Source organism: Streptomyces sp. MS19 (assembly GCF_047200595.1).
Classification (GTDB): Bacteria; Actinomycetota; Actinomycetes; order Streptomycetales; family Streptomycetaceae; genus Streptomyces.
In genome coordinates this window covers 180,563-200,233 of the sequence record NZ_JBJZOH010000004.1, presented here as the reverse complement: position 1 = coordinate 200,233, position 19,671 = coordinate 180,563, and the positions used below count along the sequence as shown (strand labels likewise).

Annotated in this window: 18 protein-coding genes; 2 read left to right on the top strand and 16 right to left on the bottom strand. The window is 74.0% G+C overall.

Going from position 1 to position 19,671, the window contains the following annotated elements:
* Positions 1-153: 153 nt before the first annotated feature.
* Positions 154-1,134: a serine hydrolase gene (locus tag ACL02R_RS06480; RefSeq protein ID WP_412795885.1), complete on the top strand. Its 981-nt coding sequence runs from the start codon at positions 154-156 to the stop codon at positions 1,132-1,134.
* Between the two features lie 28 nt (positions 1,135-1,162).
* Here the strand turns inward: ACL02R_RS06480 and mycP are convergent, their stop codons facing one another.
* The 5 genes from mycP to ACL02R_RS06455 form a co-directional block, all read right to left on the bottom strand.
* Positions 1,163-2,395, bottom strand: a complete 1,233-nt coding sequence (gene mycP, locus ACL02R_RS06475) for a type VII secretion-associated serine protease mycosin (RefSeq protein WP_412795884.1) — start codon at positions 2,393-2,395, stop codon at positions 1,163-1,165.
* The gene (locus ACL02R_RS06470) at positions 2,392-3,360 is read right to left on the bottom strand and encodes a hypothetical protein (protein ID WP_412795883.1); all 969 of its coding nucleotides are present in this window, start codon (positions 3,358-3,360) and stop codon (positions 2,392-2,394) included. The genes mycP and ACL02R_RS06470 overlap by 4 nt, the downstream gene beginning before the upstream one ends.
* Positions 3,361-3,426: 66 nt before the next feature.
* Positions 3,427-4,272 (bottom strand): DUF2510 domain-containing protein, encoded by an 846-nt coding sequence (locus tag ACL02R_RS06465; RefSeq protein ID WP_412795882.1) that lies wholly within the window; start codon positions 4,270-4,272, stop codon positions 3,427-3,429.
* 256 nt (positions 4,273-4,528) lie between these two features.
* The gene (locus ACL02R_RS06460; protein WP_412795881.1) at positions 4,529-5,260 is read right to left on the bottom strand and encodes a DsbA family protein; all 732 of its coding nucleotides are present in this window, start codon (positions 5,258-5,260) and stop codon (positions 4,529-4,531) included.
* An 88-nt stretch (positions 5,261-5,348) separates the two neighbouring features.
* A complete protein-coding gene (locus ACL02R_RS06455) occupies positions 5,349-6,545 on the bottom strand; it encodes a cation:proton antiporter (protein WP_412795956.1) in 1,197 nt (398 codons plus the stop codon).
* Between the two features lie 216 nt (positions 6,546-6,761).
* Between ACL02R_RS06455 and ACL02R_RS06450 the strand changes: the two genes are divergently transcribed.
* Entirely contained in the window at positions 6,762-7,694 is a 933-nt protein-coding gene (locus tag ACL02R_RS06450) for a 5'-3' exonuclease (RefSeq protein WP_412795880.1), read from the top strand.
* Between the two features lie 27 nt (positions 7,695-7,721).
* Here the strand turns inward: ACL02R_RS06450 and ACL02R_RS06445 are convergent, their stop codons facing one another.
* The 11 genes from ACL02R_RS06445 to ACL02R_RS06395 all read right to left on the bottom strand — a co-directional run bounded on the left by ACL02R_RS06445 (position 7,722) and on the right by ACL02R_RS06395 (position 19,550).
* Positions 7,722-10,541: a DEAD/DEAH box helicase gene (locus tag ACL02R_RS06445; RefSeq protein ID WP_412795879.1), complete on the bottom strand. Its 2,820-nt coding sequence runs from the start codon at positions 10,539-10,541 to the stop codon at positions 7,722-7,724.
* A 44-nt stretch (positions 10,542-10,585) separates the two neighbouring features.
* Complete coding sequence (locus ACL02R_RS06440; RefSeq protein ID WP_412795878.1) at positions 10,586-11,488, bottom strand: diacylglycerol kinase; 903 nt, start codon at positions 11,486-11,488, stop codon at positions 10,586-10,588.
* 29 nt (positions 11,489-11,517) lie between these two features.
* Complete coding sequence (gene tatC, locus ACL02R_RS06435) at positions 11,518-12,441, bottom strand: twin-arginine translocase subunit TatC (protein ID WP_412795877.1); 924 nt, start codon at positions 12,439-12,441, stop codon at positions 11,518-11,520.
* A gap of 88 nt (positions 12,442-12,529) precedes the next feature.
* Complete coding sequence (gene tatA, locus ACL02R_RS06430) at positions 12,530-12,811, bottom strand: Sec-independent protein translocase subunit TatA (protein ID WP_412795876.1); 282 nt, start codon at positions 12,809-12,811, stop codon at positions 12,530-12,532.
* 123 nt (positions 12,812-12,934) lie between these two features.
* Positions 12,935-13,162, bottom strand: coding sequence for a hypothetical protein (locus tag ACL02R_RS06425; protein ID WP_412795875.1), 228 nt, complete (start codon positions 13,160-13,162; stop codon positions 12,935-12,937).
* A 1-nt stretch (position 13,163) separates the two neighbouring features.
* Positions 13,164-14,174 carry a helix-turn-helix transcriptional regulator gene (locus tag ACL02R_RS06420; protein WP_412795874.1) on the bottom strand — a complete coding sequence of 337 codons (1,011 nt, stop codon included), beginning with the start codon at positions 14,172-14,174 and terminating at the stop codon, positions 13,164-13,166.
* A 99-nt stretch (positions 14,175-14,273) separates the two neighbouring features.
* Entirely contained in the window at positions 14,274-15,233 is a 960-nt protein-coding gene (locus ACL02R_RS06415; RefSeq protein ID WP_412795873.1) for a helix-turn-helix transcriptional regulator, read from the bottom strand.
* Positions 15,234-15,345: 112 nt separating this feature from the next.
* Complete coding sequence (locus tag ACL02R_RS06410) at positions 15,346-15,717, bottom strand: FKBP-type peptidyl-prolyl cis-trans isomerase (protein WP_362968059.1); 372 nt, start codon at positions 15,715-15,717, stop codon at positions 15,346-15,348.
* 72 nt (positions 15,718-15,789) lie between these two features.
* Positions 15,790-16,809 carry an FKBP-type peptidyl-prolyl cis-trans isomerase gene (locus ACL02R_RS06405; protein WP_412795872.1) on the bottom strand — a complete coding sequence of 340 codons (1,020 nt, stop codon included), beginning with the start codon at positions 16,807-16,809 and terminating at the stop codon, positions 15,790-15,792.
* Between the two features lie 107 nt (positions 16,810-16,916).
* A complete protein-coding gene (pafA, locus tag ACL02R_RS06400; protein ID WP_412795871.1) occupies positions 16,917-18,278 on the bottom strand; it encodes a Pup--protein ligase in 1,362 nt (453 codons plus the stop codon).
* A gap of 9 nt (positions 18,279-18,287) precedes the next feature.
* Positions 18,288-19,550, bottom strand: coding sequence for an MFS transporter (locus ACL02R_RS06395; RefSeq protein ID WP_412795870.1), 1,263 nt, complete (start codon positions 19,548-19,550; stop codon positions 18,288-18,290).
* Between the last annotated feature and the right edge of the window lie 121 nt (positions 19,551-19,671).

The following is a 19,671-nucleotide window of genomic DNA, read 5'->3' as shown; positions in this document are numbered from 1 at the left end:
ATCCGGGGGCGGCCGGGGGCGGCGCCACAGGGTGCGGAGGGGGCGCGCGGGACGGCCGGGGGGTGCGCGGACTGTGAGGCGTGTCACCTCCTGTTACGCGTTCTTCACGAGACCGGAGATGACTCGGGCAGGTGTGCGGGATACCGTGCGCTCATGAGCCGGAAGTCCCCTGGTGCGCCGAGCCGGTTCAGGCCCGCCCTGGTCCTGAACGCGGCGCTGGCCACGACGCTCCTCGCGGGTGTCGTGGCGGGCGACGCGGCGCGGGAGGCGGTGGAGTCCACGGTGGGCGCGGCGGACAGACTGGACGGCGAGCCGCGGGGGGACGACCTGGACCGCGTGCAGATCCCGCCGTCCCGTGGCCTCGACGACGACGTCCAGTCGGCCGTCCTGTCCGACCTGCGGCTCGCGCGGGAGATAGCGCCGATGCTGGCGGAGGGGCCCGCCGCCGGGACGCGCCTGTCTGTCGCGGTACGGGCGCTCGGCAGCGGGCGGAGCGCGGTGTTCGGCGGCGACCACTTCGACACGGCCAGCATCGCGAAGGTGGACATCCTCGCGGCGCTGCTGCTGCTGGCGCAGGACGAGGGCCGCGAGCTGACGGCGGCCGAACAGGCACGGGCCGAGGTGATGATCCGCGAGAGCGACAACGCGGCGGCCGACGAGCTGTGGGCGACGATAGGCGGCGCCGACGGCCTCGACGCGGCGAACCGGCGCCTCGGCCTGAGCGAGACGGCCGGGGGCCCCGGCGGGCACTGGGGGCTGACGCAGACGACAAGCCGTGACCAGCTGGCCCTCCTCGCGGCGGTGTACGGCATGGACTCCCCGCTCGCGCCCGCGTCGCGCCGGTATGTACAGGGGCTGATGGACAGCGTGGCGGACGGCCAGCGCTGGGGGGTGTCGGCGGCGGCGGACGGGGCGGAGTTCCAGCTGAAGAACGGCTGGCTGCCGCGCACGCGGACGGGCCTGTGGGACATCAACAGCATCGGCCGGGTGACGGCCGGGGGCGAGCGTTACCTGATAGCCGTCGTGTCGGACGGGCACGCGTCGCGCGAGGCCGGGATAGCGGCCGTGGAGGACGCGGCGGAGGCCGCCGTCCGGGCGCTGACCGTCGGGACGCCGCGCCGCACGGGCGTCTGAGCCCTTTACCGGCCGGGCGCGTTCTCCCCTACCACTGGTCGGGCCGCCACCAGGGCGCGCCGGTGCGGCGGCGCAGGCGCGCGGTGAGGACGACGGCGCCCGCGAGGAAGAGGGTGCCCGCCGCCCCGGCGAAGGGGGCGAGCCATGGGGTGCCGCCGCCGGTGACGGGGCGTGGTCCCGGGCCGAAGTAGCGCCGGGTGTACGGCTCGGCGGCCGGTTCGAGGGGGGTGCCGACGAGTTCGGCCGCGGCGTCGATGGCCGCGGCGGGGTCGACCACACCGCTGCCGAAGGCGTCGTCCCTGCCTCCGGCGGGCGGGTCCTGGGCGGTCGCCATGAGGACGTCCCTGACCTGCGCGGGGGTGAGCCCGGGGTAGGCGGCGCGCAGCAGGGCGACCGATCCGGAGACGAACGCGGCGGCGGCCGACGTTCCCCAGCCCGTGTAGTAGCGGCGGTCGGGGTCGGGGACGATCACGTCCTTGCCTGGCGCGCTGACGGTCGTGTACCAGCGGCGGGTGGAGAAGTCGGTGGTGCTGCCGCTCCTGTCCACGGCGGCGACGGCGATGACGCCGGGGTAACCGGCCGGGTACGAGACGGGGTCGCCCTCGTCGCCCCCGTTGCCCGCCGAGGCGACGACGACGGCGCCCTGCTCCAGCGCGTAGCGGACGGCCGCGTCCTGCTCGGGGTCGGGGCGCGCGGACTCGCTGTCGTCGCCGAGCGAGAGGTTGATGACGTCGGCGCCCTGGTCGGCGGCCCAGCGGATGCCCTCGGCGAGTGCGCCGGTACGGGTGCGGCGCGCCTCGTCGCGGTCCGGGTCGTCGTCCTCAAGCAGGACGCGGACGGGCAGGATCTGCGCTTCGGGGGCGACGCCGATGACGCCGCTGCCGTTGTCGGGGCCGTGGCCGCGTCCGGCGATGATCCCGGCCATGGCGGTGCCGTGGGCGGCCCATTCCGCGTCGCCCGGCTCGGCGCCGAGGCCGACGAGGTCGTGGCCCGGCAGGACGGCGCCGGCGAGGTCGGGGTGGTCGGCGTCGACGCCGGTGTCGAGCACGGCGACGGTGACGCCGGCCCCGCGCGTGGTCTCCCAGGCGTCGGGGGCGTGGATGGCGTCGAGGGCCCACTGCTGCTGGTCGCGGATCGAGTCGGCGCGGGCGGGCGTGGCTCCGGCGAGTGCCGGGGCGAGCAGCCAGGCGGCGGTCAGCGCCGCGCAGAGCCGGCGGCGGCGGACGGTGGTGCGGAGCGGGGCGGCGGCGGTCGTGGTCATCCCTGCTCCGGGGCGTACCGGCCGGCCGCTTCGCGCAGCCGGGTGTCGAAGGCGTCCGCGAGGCCCTGCGCTTCGTGGCCGAGGCCTGACAGGGCGACGGTCGTGTCCTGGCCCTCGGCCGTCGCCTCGGCGGCGGGTTCGGGGTCGGGGAACGCGCGCCCGTCCGCGAATCCGGTGACGGTCCAGCGGACGACGGGTATGTCCGTGGCGACGCGGATCGACCAGGAGACGCGCTGGGCGTCGCCGAAGTCCTCGGCCGGTGTGCCGGGCGCGGGGAAGGGGCGCGGCAGCAGGTCGGGGCGGGTGGCGAGGTTCTCGTCGGCGAAGCGTTCGCCGAGCCGGGCCATGGCGGGGGCGTCGGCGGTGGTGAAGAGGAGTCCCACGGTGGTGACGGCCGTCTGTGTCTCGTCGCTGTAGGTGGCGCGGACGAGGCGGTGGCAGCCGACCGTTTCGAGGACTTCCGCGAGCAGCGGGTCGAAGGCGTCCGCGCAGCCGCTGTCGGGGGCGACGGCGATGCGGGTCCAGTTGCGGTCCGCGCCGCCGGGGCCGGTGCCCTCGCCGCTGATCTCGGGCGGGAAGAGGTCGTCCACGGGCAGGTCGCGCCACAGCTCGCGGCTCTCGGTGAAGACGTGCGCCGCGCTGTCGGCGGGGTCGCCGTCCGAGCCGAGCCACGCTCCGGCGGCCGCGCCGCCGAGCAGCCCGGTGCCGAGGACGAGGCAGGCGAGGGCGGCGACGATGCGGGCCGTGCGGTTCGGCAGGCGGAGCGCGGCGGAGCGCTGGAGCGGGCCGAACGCGGTGGGCGGCGGTGCGGCGGGCGGCGGCGGGACGGACGGCTGCGGTGGCGCGGCGGGTCTCGGGGGTGTGGCGGGCGGCGGGACGGGCCGGGCGCGGCCCGGTGGTGCCGCGGGGCGGGCGGGTGCCGGCGGCGAGGGTTCCGAACGCCACGGGCTCTGCTCGGTGTTCATCCGCCCACTCCCCGGCCCCCGGCGTCCGCTGCCGACGCTTGACGGGGTCACTTTACGGTTGTCACCTCATACTTCGGTACCTGGCCCGCCACCGGTGGCGCGCAGTCCGGACAGGATGCGCTCCATGTCCGCGACGGGCGGCGCCCCGTCGCGTTCGTCGAACGCCAGGCGCAGCAGGGCGAGTCCGCTGCCGTCGGGCGCGGGGAAGGCGACGCTCTCGACGACGGCTTCCATGCCGATGCCGGTCTCGACCCGGGTGCGGACGCGGAAGCCGTCCTGCCCGAGGACGGTGACCTCCTCCGCGTCGATCTCCTCGGTCCCGGTGACGCCCTCGTAGATCTCCTCGGAGTAGCCGTCCCGCGCGTGCTGTTCGACGTCCGCCCGCGCGAACTCCTCGGGGGAGTCGGTGGCGCCCGGCAGGACGCCGAGGGTGGCGGCGCCGCCGATGCACTCCCGGTCGCTGTCCCCGGGGCACGGGTGCGGGTCGGCGCTGACCATGACGCCGCCCTCCGCCTCGACCTCGGTCCAGCCGTCGAGGAGGGGCAGGGCCACGCCGCCCGCCTGAACCTCCGTCACCTCGGCGGCCGCACCGCCGTCCGGGCCGTCCTCGTCGTCGGTCCCGCCGGACAGCGCCGCGTAGCCGACGCCCGCGAGGACGAGCGCGATGACGACCGCGATGACGAGGGTGACGACGGGCCAGGGGCGCGATCTGCGGGGCGGGGGGCCCGGCGGGTAGCCGTAGCCGTACGGGGAGGTGTCCGCCGTGTACGGGCCCGGCACCTGCCACGCGGGAGGTGCGCCGCCCGGCGGGCGGGTGTGCGCGGTCCACGACTGCCCGTCCCACCAGCGTTCGGCGGGGGGCGGCGGGCCCGCGTGACCGGGGTCCGGGTACCAGCCGGCAGGTGTCGCCATGCGCGTCACGCTCCTTGTCCACCCCTGCGCACGGCACTCCGCCGGTTCGGTGCGCACTCGTTGGGGTGAACTTCTCACACCTGGACCCGACCGGCCACCCCGCATCGGCGCGGGGCCGGAATCCCGCGGAGCGGCGGGTGATCGGGGACCGCAACGGGCCGTCCGCGCCTGGGCCGCCCACCGGCTTCGGCGGGCGGCCGGGCAGCCACGGGCGCAACAGCCGCGTATAATCCGCCGCCGCCCCGCCGCCGGACGGTCAGCCGTGGGCGGCGTGGTCGTCCGGTACCGTGCAGCCGTCCGAGCCGCAGACGCCGGAGGGGTCGGCGAGCGGCGTCAGGCGCGGTTCGGGGTGGGTGGCCGCCCAGGCCTGCCGCAGGACGTCGAGCAGCGTGTCCACGTCCTGGGCGCCCATGACGCCGAACCGGTCGTCGATGACGGTGAACGGCACACCCGTCGCGCCGAGTTGCGCCGCCCGCGCCGCCTCCGCCTCGACCCGCGGGCGGTACCGCCGGTCGGTGAGCGCCGCGCGGGTGCCCTCGGCGGCGAGGCCGACGCGTTCGCCGAGGGCGACCAGCGCGTCGACGGTGAAGATGGACTCGGCGCGCCCGAAGTAGCTCTCGAACGCCGCGTCCCACGCCTCGGTGTGCAGGCCCTCGGCGGTCGCGTGGGCGAGGAACTCGTGCACGAGCGCGGTGCTGCCGGTGACGTTGTCACCGACGACGTACGGCGTCAGGCCCTCCGCCCGCGCCAGGCCCTCCACGTGCGCGGTCATCTCCCGTACGCGCTCCACAGGGGCGCCCGTCTTGGCGGACAGCGCCTCGTGCACCGGCAGGGCCTTCCCGACCGGCGCCGAGGGGTCGAGCTGGAACGAGCGGTGGACCACCGTGACCTCGCCGCCGTGCTCGAACCGCCGCAGCGCCTCGTCGAGCCGGTACTGGCCGAGCCCGCACCAGGGGCAGATCACGTCCGACCAGACTTCCAGCTTCATCGCTCCACCTTCGGATCATCGCCTCCGTGCGCCGGCGTGCGCACTCCCCCATCATGCGCCCCTCCCCCGCCGGGCCGGCGGGCGGCCGTCAGCGGCCGGTCGGTGAGGGCTCGGGCTCCCGGACGGCCTCGGCGGGCGACGGCTGGGCGCGGCTGCCCGGCATGACGCGTGCCAGCCAGTGGGAGCGGCCCGCGATCAGCGGCGCGACGACCGCGAGGATCAGGACGTATCCGGCGATGAACGGCGAGAGCCGTCCGTCGAGCCCGGCCGCCGCCGCCATGGTCGCCAGGATGAGCGCGAACTCGCCCCGCGCCAGCAGCGTCGTCGCCACGTTGGCCGTCGGTCCGGGACCGAAGCCGTAGATGCGGGCGGTGAGCATCCCGGCGAGGACGTTCATCGTCACGGTGATCGCGATGGCGATCAGCACCGGCCAGATCACGGTCGGCAGGTCGCCCGGGTCGATGGACAGGCCGAAGTGGAAGAAGAAGATCGCGCCGAACGCGTCCCGCAGCGGGTGGACCAGCTCGCGGACGCGGTCGCCGGACCCGGTGTTGCCCAGGATCAGGCCGACCATGAACGCCGCGATGGCGTCCGCCACGCCGAACGTCTCGGCGATCCCGGAGACGAACACGGCCGCGCCCAGGAACGAGATGACGAGCAGCTCGTTGTCCTCGATCGCGAACAGGCGGCCGACGATCCGCGTCCCCCAGCGCGCGGCGGCCGCCAGGACCAGCAGGAACCCGAACGCCTTCCCCATGTCGCCGAGCATGGCGCCCACGCCCTCGGCGCCGGAGATGATCGGCTGGAGCGCGGCCAGGTAGAGGGCGAGGAAGATGTCCTCGACCACGATGATGCCCAGGATGGGCCGCGTCTCCGGATTCCCGATCCGGCCCAGGTCCACCAGGATCTTGGTGACGATGGCCGAGGACGAGATGCCGAGCACACCGGCGAGCACCAGCGCCTCGGAGGTGCCCCAGCCCAGCGCGAAGCCGAACGCGAGGCCCGCGCCGACGTTCAGCGCGAGATAGGTGGACCCGGCGACGGCCATCTTCCTGCCGCCGGTCCTCAGGTCGTCCATGTGGAACTCAAGGCCGAGGTAGAAGAGCAGCAGCACCAGGCCGAGGGCGGACAGCATCTCCAGGTCGTGCGGGTCCTCCAGGAGGACGTAACCGGGAGTGTTCGGGCCGAGGAGTATCCCGGCCAGGATGAACAGGGGGATCGTCGGCAGGCCTATGCGGCTGCCGAGGCGGGCGAGGATCGCGGCGGCCACGAAGGCGCCGCCCATCGCGAGCAGCGTGTCGGCGTGTCCCATACGGTCACCCCCCGCCGGGGGCGGCGGGGGGCGTCGGGGTCGTCGGCATGGAGATGTCTCCTCCTCGGCGTCCGGGCAGGTCAACACGCGCCTGTCGGTCAAGCGTGCGTCAAGGAATCGTTAATACTTAGCCTATCAAACTATTATTTTGCCCAAGAGGGTGCGCTCTCCGGGGACCTCACGTGCGGCATGATCCGGGGTGTGACCAGACGCCTGATGCTGCTCGACACCGCCTCGCTCTACTTCCGTGCCTACTTCGGCGTACCCGAGTCGGTGCGCGCCCCCGACGGCACGCCCGTCAACGCCGTGCGCGGCCTGCTCGACTTCGTCGCGCGCCTCGTCACCGACCACCGGCCGGACGACCTGGTGGCCTGCATGGACGCCGACTGGCGCCCCGCCTGGCGTGTGGAGCTGATCCCCTCCTACAAGGCCCACCGCGTCGCGCAGGAGCACGGCGAGGACCCCGACACCGAGACCGTGCCCGACACGCTCTCGCCGCAGGTCCCGGTCATCGAGGCCGTGCTCGACGCCCTCGGCATCGCCCGCGTCGGCGCGGCCGGGTACGAGGCGGACGACGTCATCGGCACGCTCGCCGGGCGCGCGGACGGCCCTGTGGACATCGTCACAGGCGACCGGGACCTCTTCCAGCTGATCGACGACCGCCGGGGCGTGCGGGTGCTCTACCCCGTCAAGGGCATGGCGACCCTCACGGCCTTCGACCAGGCCGCGCTGCACGACAAGTACGGCGTGGACGGCCCCGGGTACGCCGACCTCGCGCTGCTGCGGGGCGACCCGAGCGACGGCCTGCCGGGCGTGCCCGGCATCGGCGAGAAGACCGCCGCACGGCTGCTGGAGCGGTTCGGCGACCTCGCGGGCATCGTCGCCGCCGCGGACGACCCGGCCTCGCCGCTCACCCCCACCCAGCGCAAGCGGCTCACGGCCGCCGCCGCCTACCTGGAGGTCGCCCCCCGCGTCGTCCGGGTCGCCACGGACGTGCCGCTGCCCGCGCACGACCCGGCGCTGCCCGCCGAGCCGGCCGATCCCGCCGCCCTGGACGCGCTCAACGCCCGCTGGGGCCTCGGCGGCTCGCTCACCCGCGTGCTCAGCGCCCTGGCGCGCTGAGCACGGCGGGCGCGCCGGAGCGGCCGGTCAGCCCACCGAGCTGTACGCGACGACGCCGCGCAGCAGCCGGTCGACGGCCCGGCGCGCGTTGCGGCCCACCGTGCCGCCCTCGGGCGCCGCGTTGGCGATCTGCCCGAGGACGTCGATGACCTGCTTGCACCAGCGCACGAAGTCACCGGCCGGCATGTCCGCGTCGCGCAGCACCACGTCGAGCCCTTCGCCCTGCGCCCACCGGTGGACCGGCCAGGCGAAGCCGAGATCCGGCTCGCGCTGCCCCACGCCCGTGACATGGCTGATCCGGTACTGCTCCTCCAGCGCGTCCAGGCGCCCCCAGATCCGCACCATGTCGCCCAGCGCGCGGCGCGCCTCGCCGCCGGGCACCTCGGGCGCGGGGGCATCGTCCGCGTTGCGCGCCTCGTAGACGAGGGCGGAGACACAGGCGGCCAGCTCGGAGGGGTCGAGCCCCTCCCAGACCTTCTCGCGCAGGCACTCGCTGGCGAGCAGGTCGAGCTCGCCGTAGAGCCTGCCGAGCCGCCGCCCGTCGTCGGTGACCTCGTCGCCGCGCAGGTAGTCCAGCTCGGTGAGCAGCGCGGCGACCTGGTCGAAGGTGCGGGCGATGGTGTTGGTCCTGCCCTCGATCCGCCGCTCCAGCTGCCGGGTCTCGCGGCGCAGCCGGTGGTAGCGCTCGGCCCAGCGCGCGTGGTCCTCGCGCTCGTCGCAGCCGTGGCAGGGGTGGCTGCGGATCGCGGCGCGCAGCCGCGCGATCTCGGTGTCGTCCGCCGCCGTGGCACGCTGCCTGCGGTGGCGGCCCGGGTCGCGGTGGCCCGCCCTGGTCCGCAGCGCGGAGGCGAGGTCCCGCCGGGACTGGGGGCTGCGCGGGTTGAACGACCGGGGGATGCGCATCCGGTCGAGCGGCTCCACCGGGGACGGGAAGTCGATCATCGCCAGCCGCTTGACCTGCCGTTCCACGGTCAGCACGAGCGGACGAGGACCCTCGTACGGGTCGAAGCCGCCGCGCGGCCCGCGCGCACGCCCGCCGGGCGCGCCCGAGCCCGGGTCGAGGACGAGCGCGAGCCCGGCGAACTTGCCGGTGGGCACGTGGATGATGTCCCCGGGCCGCAGCTGCTCCAGGGAGGCCGCGGCGGCGGCCCGCCGCTGCGCCGCGCCCTGCTTGGCCAGCTCGTTCTCCCGGTCCTTCAGCTCGCGCCGCAGCCCGGCGTACTCGTCGAAGTCGCCGAGGTGGCAGGTCATCGCCTCGCGGTAGCCCTCAAGGCCGGTCTCGTTCTTGCGCACCTGGCGCGAGATGCCGACGACCGCGCGGTCCGCCTGGAACTGGGCGAACGACGTCTCCAGCAGCTCGCGCGACCGGTGCCGCCCGAACTGCGCGACGAGATTGACCGCCATGTTGTACGACGGCTTGAACGACGAGCGCAGCGGATACGTCCGCGCCCCCGCCAGACCCGCCACCGCCCCCGGGTCCATGTTCTGCTGCCACAGCACCACCGCGTGGCCCTCGACGTCGATGCCACGGCGCCCGGCGCGGCCGGTGAGCTGGGTGTACTCGCCCGGCGTGATGTCGGCGTGCTGCTCGCCGTTCCACTTGACCAGCTTCTCCAGCACGACGGAGCGCGCCGGCATGTTGATGCCGAGCGCCAGCGTCTCGGTGGCGAAGACGGCCTTGACCAGCCCGTGGACGAACAGCTCCTCCACGATCTCCTTGAACGCGGGCAGCATCCCCGCGTGGTGCGCCGCGATGCCCCGCTCAAGCCCCTCCAGCCACTCGAAGTAGCCGAGGACGTGCAGGTCCTCGTCGGGGATGGCGGCCGTGCGGCGCTCGACGATCTCGCGGACGCGGACCCGGGCCGCCGGGTCGTTCAGCCGCAGCCCCGCGTGCAGGCACTGCTGGACGGCGGCCTCGCAGCCCGCGCGGCTGAAGATGAACGTGATGGCGGGCAGCAGCCCCTCCGCGTCGAGCCGGTCGATGACCTCGGCCCTGCTCGGCGTGAACACGCGGGAACGCTGCCGCCGCTCCCGCTCCCGGTCGGCCGCGCGCCTGCGGTCCCTGGCGCCCCTGGCGCGGTCGCGCCCGCCCCAGCCGCGCGCCTGGTCGGAGCGCACGAGCCGCAGCAGGTCCGGGTTGACCTCGCGCTTGTCCCCCGACTCCTCGAAGAGGTCCATCATCCGGCGCCCGGCGAGCACGTGCTGCCACAGCGGGACGGGCCGGTGCTCGGAGACGATGACGCGGGTGTCGCCGCGCACGGTGTCCAGCCAGTCGCCGAACTCCTCGGCGTTGGAGACGGTCGCGGACAGGGAGACCAGGGTCACCGACTCGGGGAGGTGGATGATCACCTCTTCCCAGACCGCGCCCCTGAAGCGGTCGGAGAGGTAGTGCACCTCGTCCATCACCACGTAGGCGAGGCCGACGAGCGCCTGGGAGCCGGCGTACAGCATGTTCCGCAGGACCTCGGTCGTCATGACGACGACGGGTGCGTCGGAGTTCACGCTGTTGTCGCCGGTGAGCAGCCCGACCTTGTCGGCGCCGTACCGCTTCACCAGGTCGCCGTACTTCTGGTTCGACAGTGCCTTGATGGGCGTCGTGTAGAAGCACTTGCCGCCCTGTGTCAGGGCCAGGTGGACGGCGAACTCGCCGACGATGGTCTTGCCCGAGCCGGTGGGGGCGGCGACCAGGACGCCTTTGCCCTCCTCCAGGGCCCGGCACGCCTCGATCTGGAACGCGTCGAGCTCGAAGTCGTACAGCTCGCGGAACGGGGCGAGCGCCGTGGCCTGCTCGATGGCTCGCTTGCGCGAGGCGGCGTAGCGCTCTGCGGGGGACATGTCGTCGGTCATTGTGCAGACGAGCCTACCGGCCGCCTGTGACAGCGCGGCGATCTTCACAGGCCGGACGGCGGGGCCAGCAGGCGTACGGCGCCGGGCACGCAGGTGGCCGTCAGCGGCAGCGGTCCCAGGGGTTCCCCGTCCGCGTAGCCGGTGACGCCCGGCGCGTCCAGGGCGACGCGGGCCGCGCGGTGGACGGTGACGACCGGATGGGACAGATGGGTGCCCTTGTAGACGCGGGGGAAGACGCGGAGCAGCGTCGCGCGGCTGCACGGCCCGACGACGGTCACGTCGAACCGTCCGTCGTCCAGCGCCGCGTCCGGGCAGATCCGCATGCCGCCGCCGTAGCCCGGCCCGTTGCCGACCGCGATCAGCGTCGCGTCCAGCTCCTGCCACGGGCCGTCGTCCAGCCGCATGCGGTAGGGCAGGGGGCGGAACGCGGCCAGCTCGGCGACGAGGGCCAGGTCGTAACGCAGCCGGCCGCGCGGGCGGCGCATCCGGTTGCCCCGGTCGTTGACGCGGGAGTCGAAGCCGGTGGCGAGGACGCCGCCGAACCACGCGTCCCCGACCCGGCCGAGGTCGATCCGCCGGTACGCCCCGGCCGCCAGCGCCGCCGCGAGCCCGCGGCCCGCCGCGGCCGGGTCGCCGAGCGGCAGGCCGCACGCGCGCGCGAGGTCGTTCCCCGTGCCCGCCGCGACGAGGCCGAGCGGGACGTCACTACCGGCGACGGCCTGGAGGGCCAGCGAGGCCATGCCGTCGCCGCCGACGGCTATCAGGGCCGCGGCGCCGTCCGCGACCGCGCGGCGGGCCTGGCGCAGCGCGTCGGCGGCGTCGGCGCCCACGAGGGCGCGCACGGGCATGCCGGTGGCGGCCAGGGCGTCGAGCGCGGGACGGGCGGCGCGTGCGGCACGGCCGCGGCCCGCCACGGGGTTGACGAGGACCGTCAGCTCACCCGGCACGCGCGCCCCGCGCGGGACGGCCGTCCGTGTCAGGTGGCGTCATCGAAGCCGTTCAGCCGGGAGGGGCCCTCGTCCAGCCGGGAGGACGAGACCCGTTCGACGGGCTCGATGGTCTCGGGGGTCAGGTCGAGCGGCGAGGCCTCGTCGTCGTCCAGCTCCCGCTCGTCCTCGCGCTGCCGCTTGCGCCGGTCGTGGAAGAGGGCGATGCCGCAGGCGATGAAGTACAGGGCCGTGACCGGCACCTGGAGGGCGACCATCGACATCAGGTCGGTCGGGGTGATGGCGGCCGCGAAGACGGCGATGCCGACGACCATCCAGCGCCACCAGCTGAGCATCCGCTTGCCGGTGACGATGCCGCCGAGGTTCAGCAGGACCAGCAGCAGCGGCAGCTCGAAGGAGAGGCCGAACGCGAGGGCGAGCCGGACGGTGAGGTCGAGGACGTCCTCCATCGACACGAGGTTCTGCGCGTTCGGGGCGCTGAAGCTCAGCAGGACGGGCACGGCGCGGCCGAGCAGCCAGTACGCGAAGGCGGCGCCCGCGAGGAACAGCGGGACGCCCACGCCGACGACGGCTCGGGTGTACTTCTTCTCGCTCTGGTGCAGGCCCGGCGCGATGAACGCCCACACCTGGTAGAGCCAGATCGGGGACGCCGCGATGACGCCGACGAGCAGCGAGACGCGGAAATAGGTGCCGAACGGGGCGGTCAGGCCGTGCTGCGACAGCACGGCGCAGCGGTGCTCGCGTGCCGCCGGGTCCCCGAAGGAGTCGCAGATCGGCACCGGCTCCGAGAGGAAGTTCATGATGTCCTTGGCGAAGAACATCGCGACGATGGTGACCACCAGGATGCCGGCGACCGAGATGCCGAGCCGGTTGCGCAGCTCGCGCAGGTGCTCGGTGAGGGACATCCGCCCCTCGGGGTCCTTCGGCTTCCGCGGTGCCTTGGCCTTGGGCACGCCAGGTCCTCATCTCCTACGGCGCCCGGTCTCCGCCGGGCCGCCACGCCTCACTCGCTCCGAACGCGTCCCGGCCGGCGGCCGGGTGTCAGCCCTGCTGCGGGTTGTTCCGGGGCTCCTCGACCGGGCGGGCGCTGGTGACGTCGCCGGGGGCGGCCTGGATGGTCCGGGCGGCGGTGGGCGGCTCGGCGGGCGAGGGGGCGACGTCCGACTCGGCCCGGCCGTCGTTCTTCATGGCCGCCGTCTCGCTCTTGAGAATGCGCAGGGACTTGCCCAGGGCGCGCGCGGTGTCCGGCAGGCGCTTGGAGCCGAAGACGACCACCACGACGAGGACGACGAGCAGGATGTGCCATGCGGAGAGCGAGCCCATGGTCTCGTCTTCTTTCTTCCGGGGAATTCGTCTGCCGTGCGGGATCTCGACATTCCCGACCGACCGCACGAGCTGCAATCTTAACGCGCGAGGGTGAACACAAATCAATGCCCGCGCGACGATCTATCCGTCCCCGGCTTCCCTTCCGTATGCCCGGTGGACGGCGCCGCCCCTGGTCACGAGGGGTGCGGCGGCACGTTCCAGGTCCTCGGCCGCGCCCCCGATCCGCTCCGCCGAGGCGGCCACGGCGCGGGCGAAACGGCGGGCTTCGAGGCCGACGCGGACGCCCAGGACCCCGAGCACCGCGACACCGAGGAACGCCAGGATGAGCTGGAACATCGGCCAGAACACCTCAGCTCCCCTCCCCCGCCGCGGCCTGGAGCACACCGGCCGGCTCCTCCGCCGCCCCGTACAGGTCGAGCGCCGCGCGGGCCGCGTCCCTGGCGCTCTCGGCGAGCGCGGCCGGCGCGACGATGCGGCCGTCGCCGCCGAGCCGCAGCGCCAGCCGGCGCAGGGTGGCCGGGTCGGGCGTGCGCAGCGTGACGCGCAGCCCGCCGTCCGGCAGTTCCTCGGCGGAGTCGTGCGGGTAGTACTCGGCGACCCAGCGCCCGCCGGGCCCGACCTCGACGACCACCTCGGGGTCGGTCGGCGCGGGCTGGACGAGCCCCTCGCTCAGGTCGCGCGGCTCGACCGGCGGCGGATCGGCGGGGGTGTCGAGCAGCTCGATCCTGGCGACACGGTCGAGCCGGAACGTGCGCCGCGCCTCCGACCGGTGGCACCAGGCCTCGACGTACGTGTGGCCGACCGCGAACAGCCGGATCGGGTCGATCTCCCGGTCGGTCAGCTCGTCGCGGCCCGGCGAGTAGTAGCGGATGCGCAGCCGCCGCCGCTCGGTGATGGCACGGTCCACGTCGGCGAAGACCCCGCCCTCCGACTCGAAGGTGACCGACAGGCGCGAGCTGGCCCCGGCCGCCTCGCCCGCCGCCGCCTCCAGCTTGGACGTGGCGCGCAGCAGGGCGTCGCGGTCGCCGTCGCGCAGCCCCGGCAGGGTGGCCACGGCACGGGCGGCGACGAGCAGGGCGGTCGCCTCGTCGGCGGCGAGCCGCAGCGGCTGGCCGGTGCCCGAGCCGACGGCCTCGGCGTTGTGCCACCAGATGTGCTCGCCGTCGGTGTCGATGTCGAGCAGGTCGCCGCCGCGGAAGCTGGTGCCGCACATGGGCAGGACGTTCAGGTCGGAGATCAGCTCGTCCTCGGTGATCCCGAACGCGCGGGCGACCTCGTCGACACGGGCACCCGGGCGTTCCCTCAGATAGGTGACGAGGGACAGCATCCTGCGGGTGCGGTCGATGGCCGTGGTGGCCATGGGTGCTCCTTCTCTCTTCCCCGGCTTCCCGGGGGTCCAGGCCGTGTCGTTCGGATCGTGGCGGATCGGCGCGTCCAGGCAAGATCCGAACGACACCGCCTAGCCCTTGGCGACGGCGCGCAGCCGCTCGATGACGTCGGCCCGCAGCTCGGCGGGCTCCAGCACGACCACGTCGGGGCCGAACTCGGCGAGCCACGCGCCGAGCCCGTGCCCGTACGGGATCTCCAGTTCGTCCCAGCCGGCGCCCGCGGCGGACTCGGTGACGGCGGTGGCGCGGGCGCGCAGCGGGTATCCGGCGCCGGTGCGCAGCCGGATGCGGGCCTGTCCCGTCGGGGTCTCGCCCGCCCAGCGGGCGACGGTCTCGCGCAGCGTGATGTGGTCGGGGACCTCGTGCGTGAAGGCGCCGGAACGCGATCTGACGCGGCCGGCGATGCGCGAGAGGCGGAAGACACGCTCCGCCCGGCGGTCGCGGTCCCAGCCGGCCAGGTACCAGTGGCCGCGCCAGCACTCCAGCGCCCACGGCTCGACCTGGCGGCTCGCGGCGCGCGCCGCGTTCGACTTCCGGTAGTCGAACGTGACGGGACGCCGGTCGCGGCAGGCGATCATCAGCGGCTCGAAGGCCGCCTCACCGGCCGGGACGCGCGGCTCGATCGCGCTGTACGCGCCCTGCTCGTCCTGGGCGAGCGGCATCCCCGCGGCGCGCAGTTTCTGGAGGGCGCCGCTCGCCGCGCCCGCGAGGCGTGCCTGCTGCCAGACGCGGGCGGCGAGCCCGAGTGCGGCGGCCTCCTCGGCCTCCAGGGTGATGGGCGGCAGCTGGTTGTGGTCGCGGCGGGCGTGGTAGCCGGTCTCGCCGTCGAGGCTCTCGACGGTCTCGATGACGAGGCCCAGTTCCCGCAGGTCGTCCTTGTCGCGCTCGAACATGCGGTTGAAGGCGTCCTCGGAACCGACCTCCAGGTAGGCCTCGATGGACGCGCGCAGCTCGCGCTTGCTCAGCGGGCGGCCCGTGCCCAGCAGGCACAGCGCCAGGTTCATCAGCCGCTCCGCCTTGGCAATCGCCATCGCGCGCCGCCCCTCTCGTCCGCGGTCCCCGGCTGTCACGTACCCGCGCGGGAAAAGCGCCGTGGGCCCGTTCCCCGTACGGGGAATGGGCCCACGGTACCGCTTGTGGGGATCAGACCGAGACCAGGTCGCAGACGAAGATCAGGGTCTCGCCCGGCTTGATCCGGCCGCCCGCCCCGGCATCGCCGTACGCGAGGTGCGGCGGGATGGTCAGCTGGCGGCGTCCGCCGACGCGCATGCCCTGCACGCCGCGGTCCCAGCCGGGGATGACCTGGCCCGCGCCGAGCTGGAAGCGCAGCGGGGTGCCGCGGTTCCAGCTGGCGTCGAACTCCTCGCCGGTGCTGAAGGCGACGCCGACGTAGTGCACGGACACCTGCGCGCCCGCCTGGGCGACCTCGCCCTCGCCTTCCCAGATGTCCTTGATCTCCAGGTCGGCCGGGGGCTCGCCGCCGGGGAAGTCCACCTCGGGCTTGTCGATGTTCACGTGAAGATCACTCCTAGCGCACTTGCTCGAACCCGCAGGATACGCGGGTGTGGGGGGTCGGCACGCGCACGCTCAGGCGGCGCCGACGATGTCCACGACGAAGACGAGGGTGGAGCCGCCGGGGATCGTCTGGTTGCCCTGGTCGCCGTAGCCGAGGTCCGGCGGGATCACCAGGAGGACGCGGTCGCCGACGTGCTTGCCGACGAGTCCCTCGTCCCAGCCCCGTACCACCGCACCGGTGCCGATCTGGAAGGCGGAGGGGGCGTCGCGGTCCCAGGACGAGTCGAACTGCCGGCCGTCGGCCCAGGTCACGCCGGTGTACTGGACGACCAGCGCCTGCCCCGGCTCGACCTCGGGCCCGTCGCCCTCGATCAGGACCTGCTGGCGCAGCTCGGCCGGCGGGTCCTGCCCCTCGGGGACGGTGACCGCGGGCGCCCCGTCCTCACCGGCGGTGACCTCGGGCAGCCCCTCGTCCACCGGGGCCTGCTCGCCCTCGGCCGAGGCCGCGGGGTCGGCGGAGATGCCGCCCACGATGTCGAAGACCCAGACGACGCCCTCGTCCTCCGGCAGTTGGAGAGTCTGTGCGCTCTGGCCCAGCAGGTCGGCGGCGGGGCCTTGGACCTGCACGCGGCTGCCGACGGTCGCCCCGATCATCGGTTCGGTCACGGCGGCGAGGAAGACGGAGTCCACGCCGGCCTGGGCGATCATCTGGCGGCGTACGCCGTCGGGCAGCTCGGGGGCGGTGGCGCCCGCGGCTCCCTCGTTCGGGTCGGCCCACGTGTTGACCAGCTCGCGGCCGTCGGAGACCGTCTTGGCCACGGCGTCGAGGCGCAGGTAGTCGCCCTCGCCGATCTCGGCGCCGTCGCCCGGCGTCAGGACCTCGCCGCTGATCTCGTCGCCGGCGCTCGCGTCCGTGTCGATCGTCAGCTCCGGCTCCTCACCGGGCTTGCCGGAGACCGTGGCCACGGGTCCGGACGGGGTTTCCGAGGCGTCGTCTCCGCCGTCGTCCGAGCCGCACGCGGCCAGGGAGAACAGGAGGGAAGGGACGGCGAGCAGCGCGACGAGGCGGCTCGCTCGTGGGGTGGGGGTCATCTGGTCCAACCAGGGCGTCGTGGGCAATCGGGGCGGAACCCGCTGGTTCCGCCCCACCCTACGGCCTCCGGGGGCTCGTGCCCCCGGACTGCGCGCCGCGGGGGCCGTCACATCCCGGCGATCAGCTTCTCCACACGCTCGTCCACCGACCGGAACGGGTCCTTGCACAGGACCGTCCGCTGTGCCTGGTCGTTGAGCTTGAGGTGGACCCAGTCCACGGTGAAGTCGCGGCGCTGTTCCTGCGCGCGGCGGATGAAGTCGCCGCGCAGCCGGGCCCGCGTCGTCTGCGGGGGGACCGACTTGCCCTGGAAGATCTTGAGATCGTTGCACACACGCTGGGCCTGGCCCTTGCGCTCCAGCAGGTAGTAGAGCCCGCGTCGGCGGTGGATGTCGTGGTAGGCGAGGTCTATCTGCGCCACCCTGGGGTGGGACATCGTGAGGTTGTGCTTGGCGCGGTACCGCTCGATGAGCTGGTACTTCATGACCCAGTCGATCTCGGTGTTGATCTTGTCGAGTTCCTGGGCGCGGATGGCTTCGAGTGCCCGGCCCCACAGCTCCAGGACCTGCTCGGTGACGCCGGTGCGCATACCGCGGCGTTCGCAGAAGTCGAGGGCCTTGTCGAAGTACTCCTGCTGGATCTCCAGGGCGGACGCCTCACGGCCGGTCGCGAGGCGGACCTTGCGCTGGCCGGTGGTGTCGTGGCTGACCTCGCGGATGGCCCGGATGGGGTTCTCCAGCGTGAGGTCCCGCATCACGGTCCCCGCCTCGATCATGCGGAGCACCAGGTCGGTGGCGCCGACCTTGAGCAGCATCGTGGTCTCGGACATGTTGGAGTCGCCCACGATGACGTGGAGCCTGCGGTAGCGCTCGGCGTCGGCGTGCGGCTCGTCGCGGGTGTTGATGATGGGGCGGGAGCGCGTGGTCGCCGAGCTGACGCCCTCCCAGATGTGCTCGGCGCGCTGGCTGACGCAGAAGACGGCGCCGCGCGGCGTCTGGAGCACCTTGCCCGCGCCGCAGATCAGCTGGCGCGTGACGAGGAAGGGGATCAGGACGTCGGCGAGGCGGGAGAACTCGCCGTGCCGCGCCACGAGGTAGTTCTCGTGGCATCCGTAGGAGTTGCCCGCGGAGTCGGTGTTGTTCTTGAACAGGTAGACGTCACCGGCGATGCCCTCCTCGTGGAGCCGCCGTTCGGCGTCCACCAGGAGGCCCTCCAGGATGCGCTCACCCGCCTTGTCGTGGGTGATCAGCTCCGTGACGTTGTCGCACTCGGGCGTCGCGTACTCGGGGTGCGAGCCGACGTCCAGGTAGAGGCGGGCGCCGTTGCGGAGGAACACGTTGCTGCTGCGTCCCCATGACACGACTCGGCGGAAGAGATACCTCGCCACCTCGTCCGGGGACAGCCGGCGCTGACCGCGGAACGTACAGGTGACCCCGTACTCGTTCTCCAACCCGAAGATTCGGCGATCCATGACTGAACATTACGCCTGATGCCCACTTCTGAAACCGGGTTCGAGTGCGGCGTTTCGATCATTTTGCGTTTCCCCGCCGGCAGCGGTCCGGCCCCCGGGAACTGCGAGAACGCGTGCCGTGGCCAGCAGGACGAGCAGCGCGGCGCAGCCGGCGGCGGCGGGGACGGCGAAGCCGGACGCGGCGTCGCCGCGTTCGATGACCGGTCCCGCGACGGCGGTGCCCGCGGCGGCGCCGACGCCGAACGTGGTCACCAGCCAGGAGAACGCCTCGGTGACCGTGCCCACCGGCGCGTGCCGGTCTATCACGACGAACGCGCAGGCCAGCATGGGTGCGAGGAACAGGCCCGACAGGACGCTCAGCGCGGTCATGAGGGCCACGCCGTCGGGCACCAGCACCAGCGGCGCGTACCCGGCGGCGAGGGCGACGGCCAGCAGCCTGAGGCGGGGTTCCGCCGGACCGGCCCAGCGGACGGCGCCGTAGGCGAGGCCGCCGAGCAGAGCGCCGACGCCGAGCCCCGAGGTGAGCCAGGTGGCGATGAGTTCGTCGCCGTGCTCGTCCGCGTAGGCCACGTTCGCCACGGAGATGGCGCCCAGTGCGGTGCCGACGAAGAAGAAGCAGGCGAGGAGCGCGAGCAGCCCGCGCGAGCGCAGCGCGCCCAGCCAGTGCGCCTCGCGCGGGGCGCCGCGCCACTGCCGGGAGGGGGCGGAGACGACGACGGAGAGCGCCCCCAGGATGCCCACGACGTTGACGACCAGCAGGGCGGCCGACTCGGACCAGGCGGCGACGAGCAGCATCACGACGAGCGGTCCACCCGCGAACATGACCTCCTGCGCGACGGCGTCCAGGGCGTAGGCCCTGTGCACCCCGTCGCCGTTTCGGATCACGCTGGGCCACAGCGCGCGCAGTCCGCCTTCGAGGGGCGGGGTGGCGAGCCCGGCGACCACGACGGCCGCCCAGGCCACCGGGGCGGGGTCGGTGCCGACGAGGGCGAACAGGATCATGCTCAGGCCGGAGACGACGGCGGCGGGGAGCATCACCCGGGGCTGCCCGTGGACGTCCACCAGGCGGCCGAGAAGCGGCTGCCCGACGGCGGTGGCCACCCCGTAGGCGGCGGCAAGGAGACCGGCCAGGGTGTAGCCGCCGCCCTCGGCGCGCACGAACAGGACGACGGCCAGGGCGGCCGTGCCGTTCGGCAGGCGGCCGACGAGCGTGCCCACGAGCAGGCGCGTCACGTGCTTCACGCGCAGCAGTTCCCCGTAGCCGGTGGCCATCGCCCGCACCCCTGTCTCCGGCACCGGGGCGGCCCCGGCGCGTGTTACGTATAACGTCGTCGATTGTACGTACGATATGCGTTCTGGTGGGCGGTGGATTCAGGACACCCGCAGGGAGGCG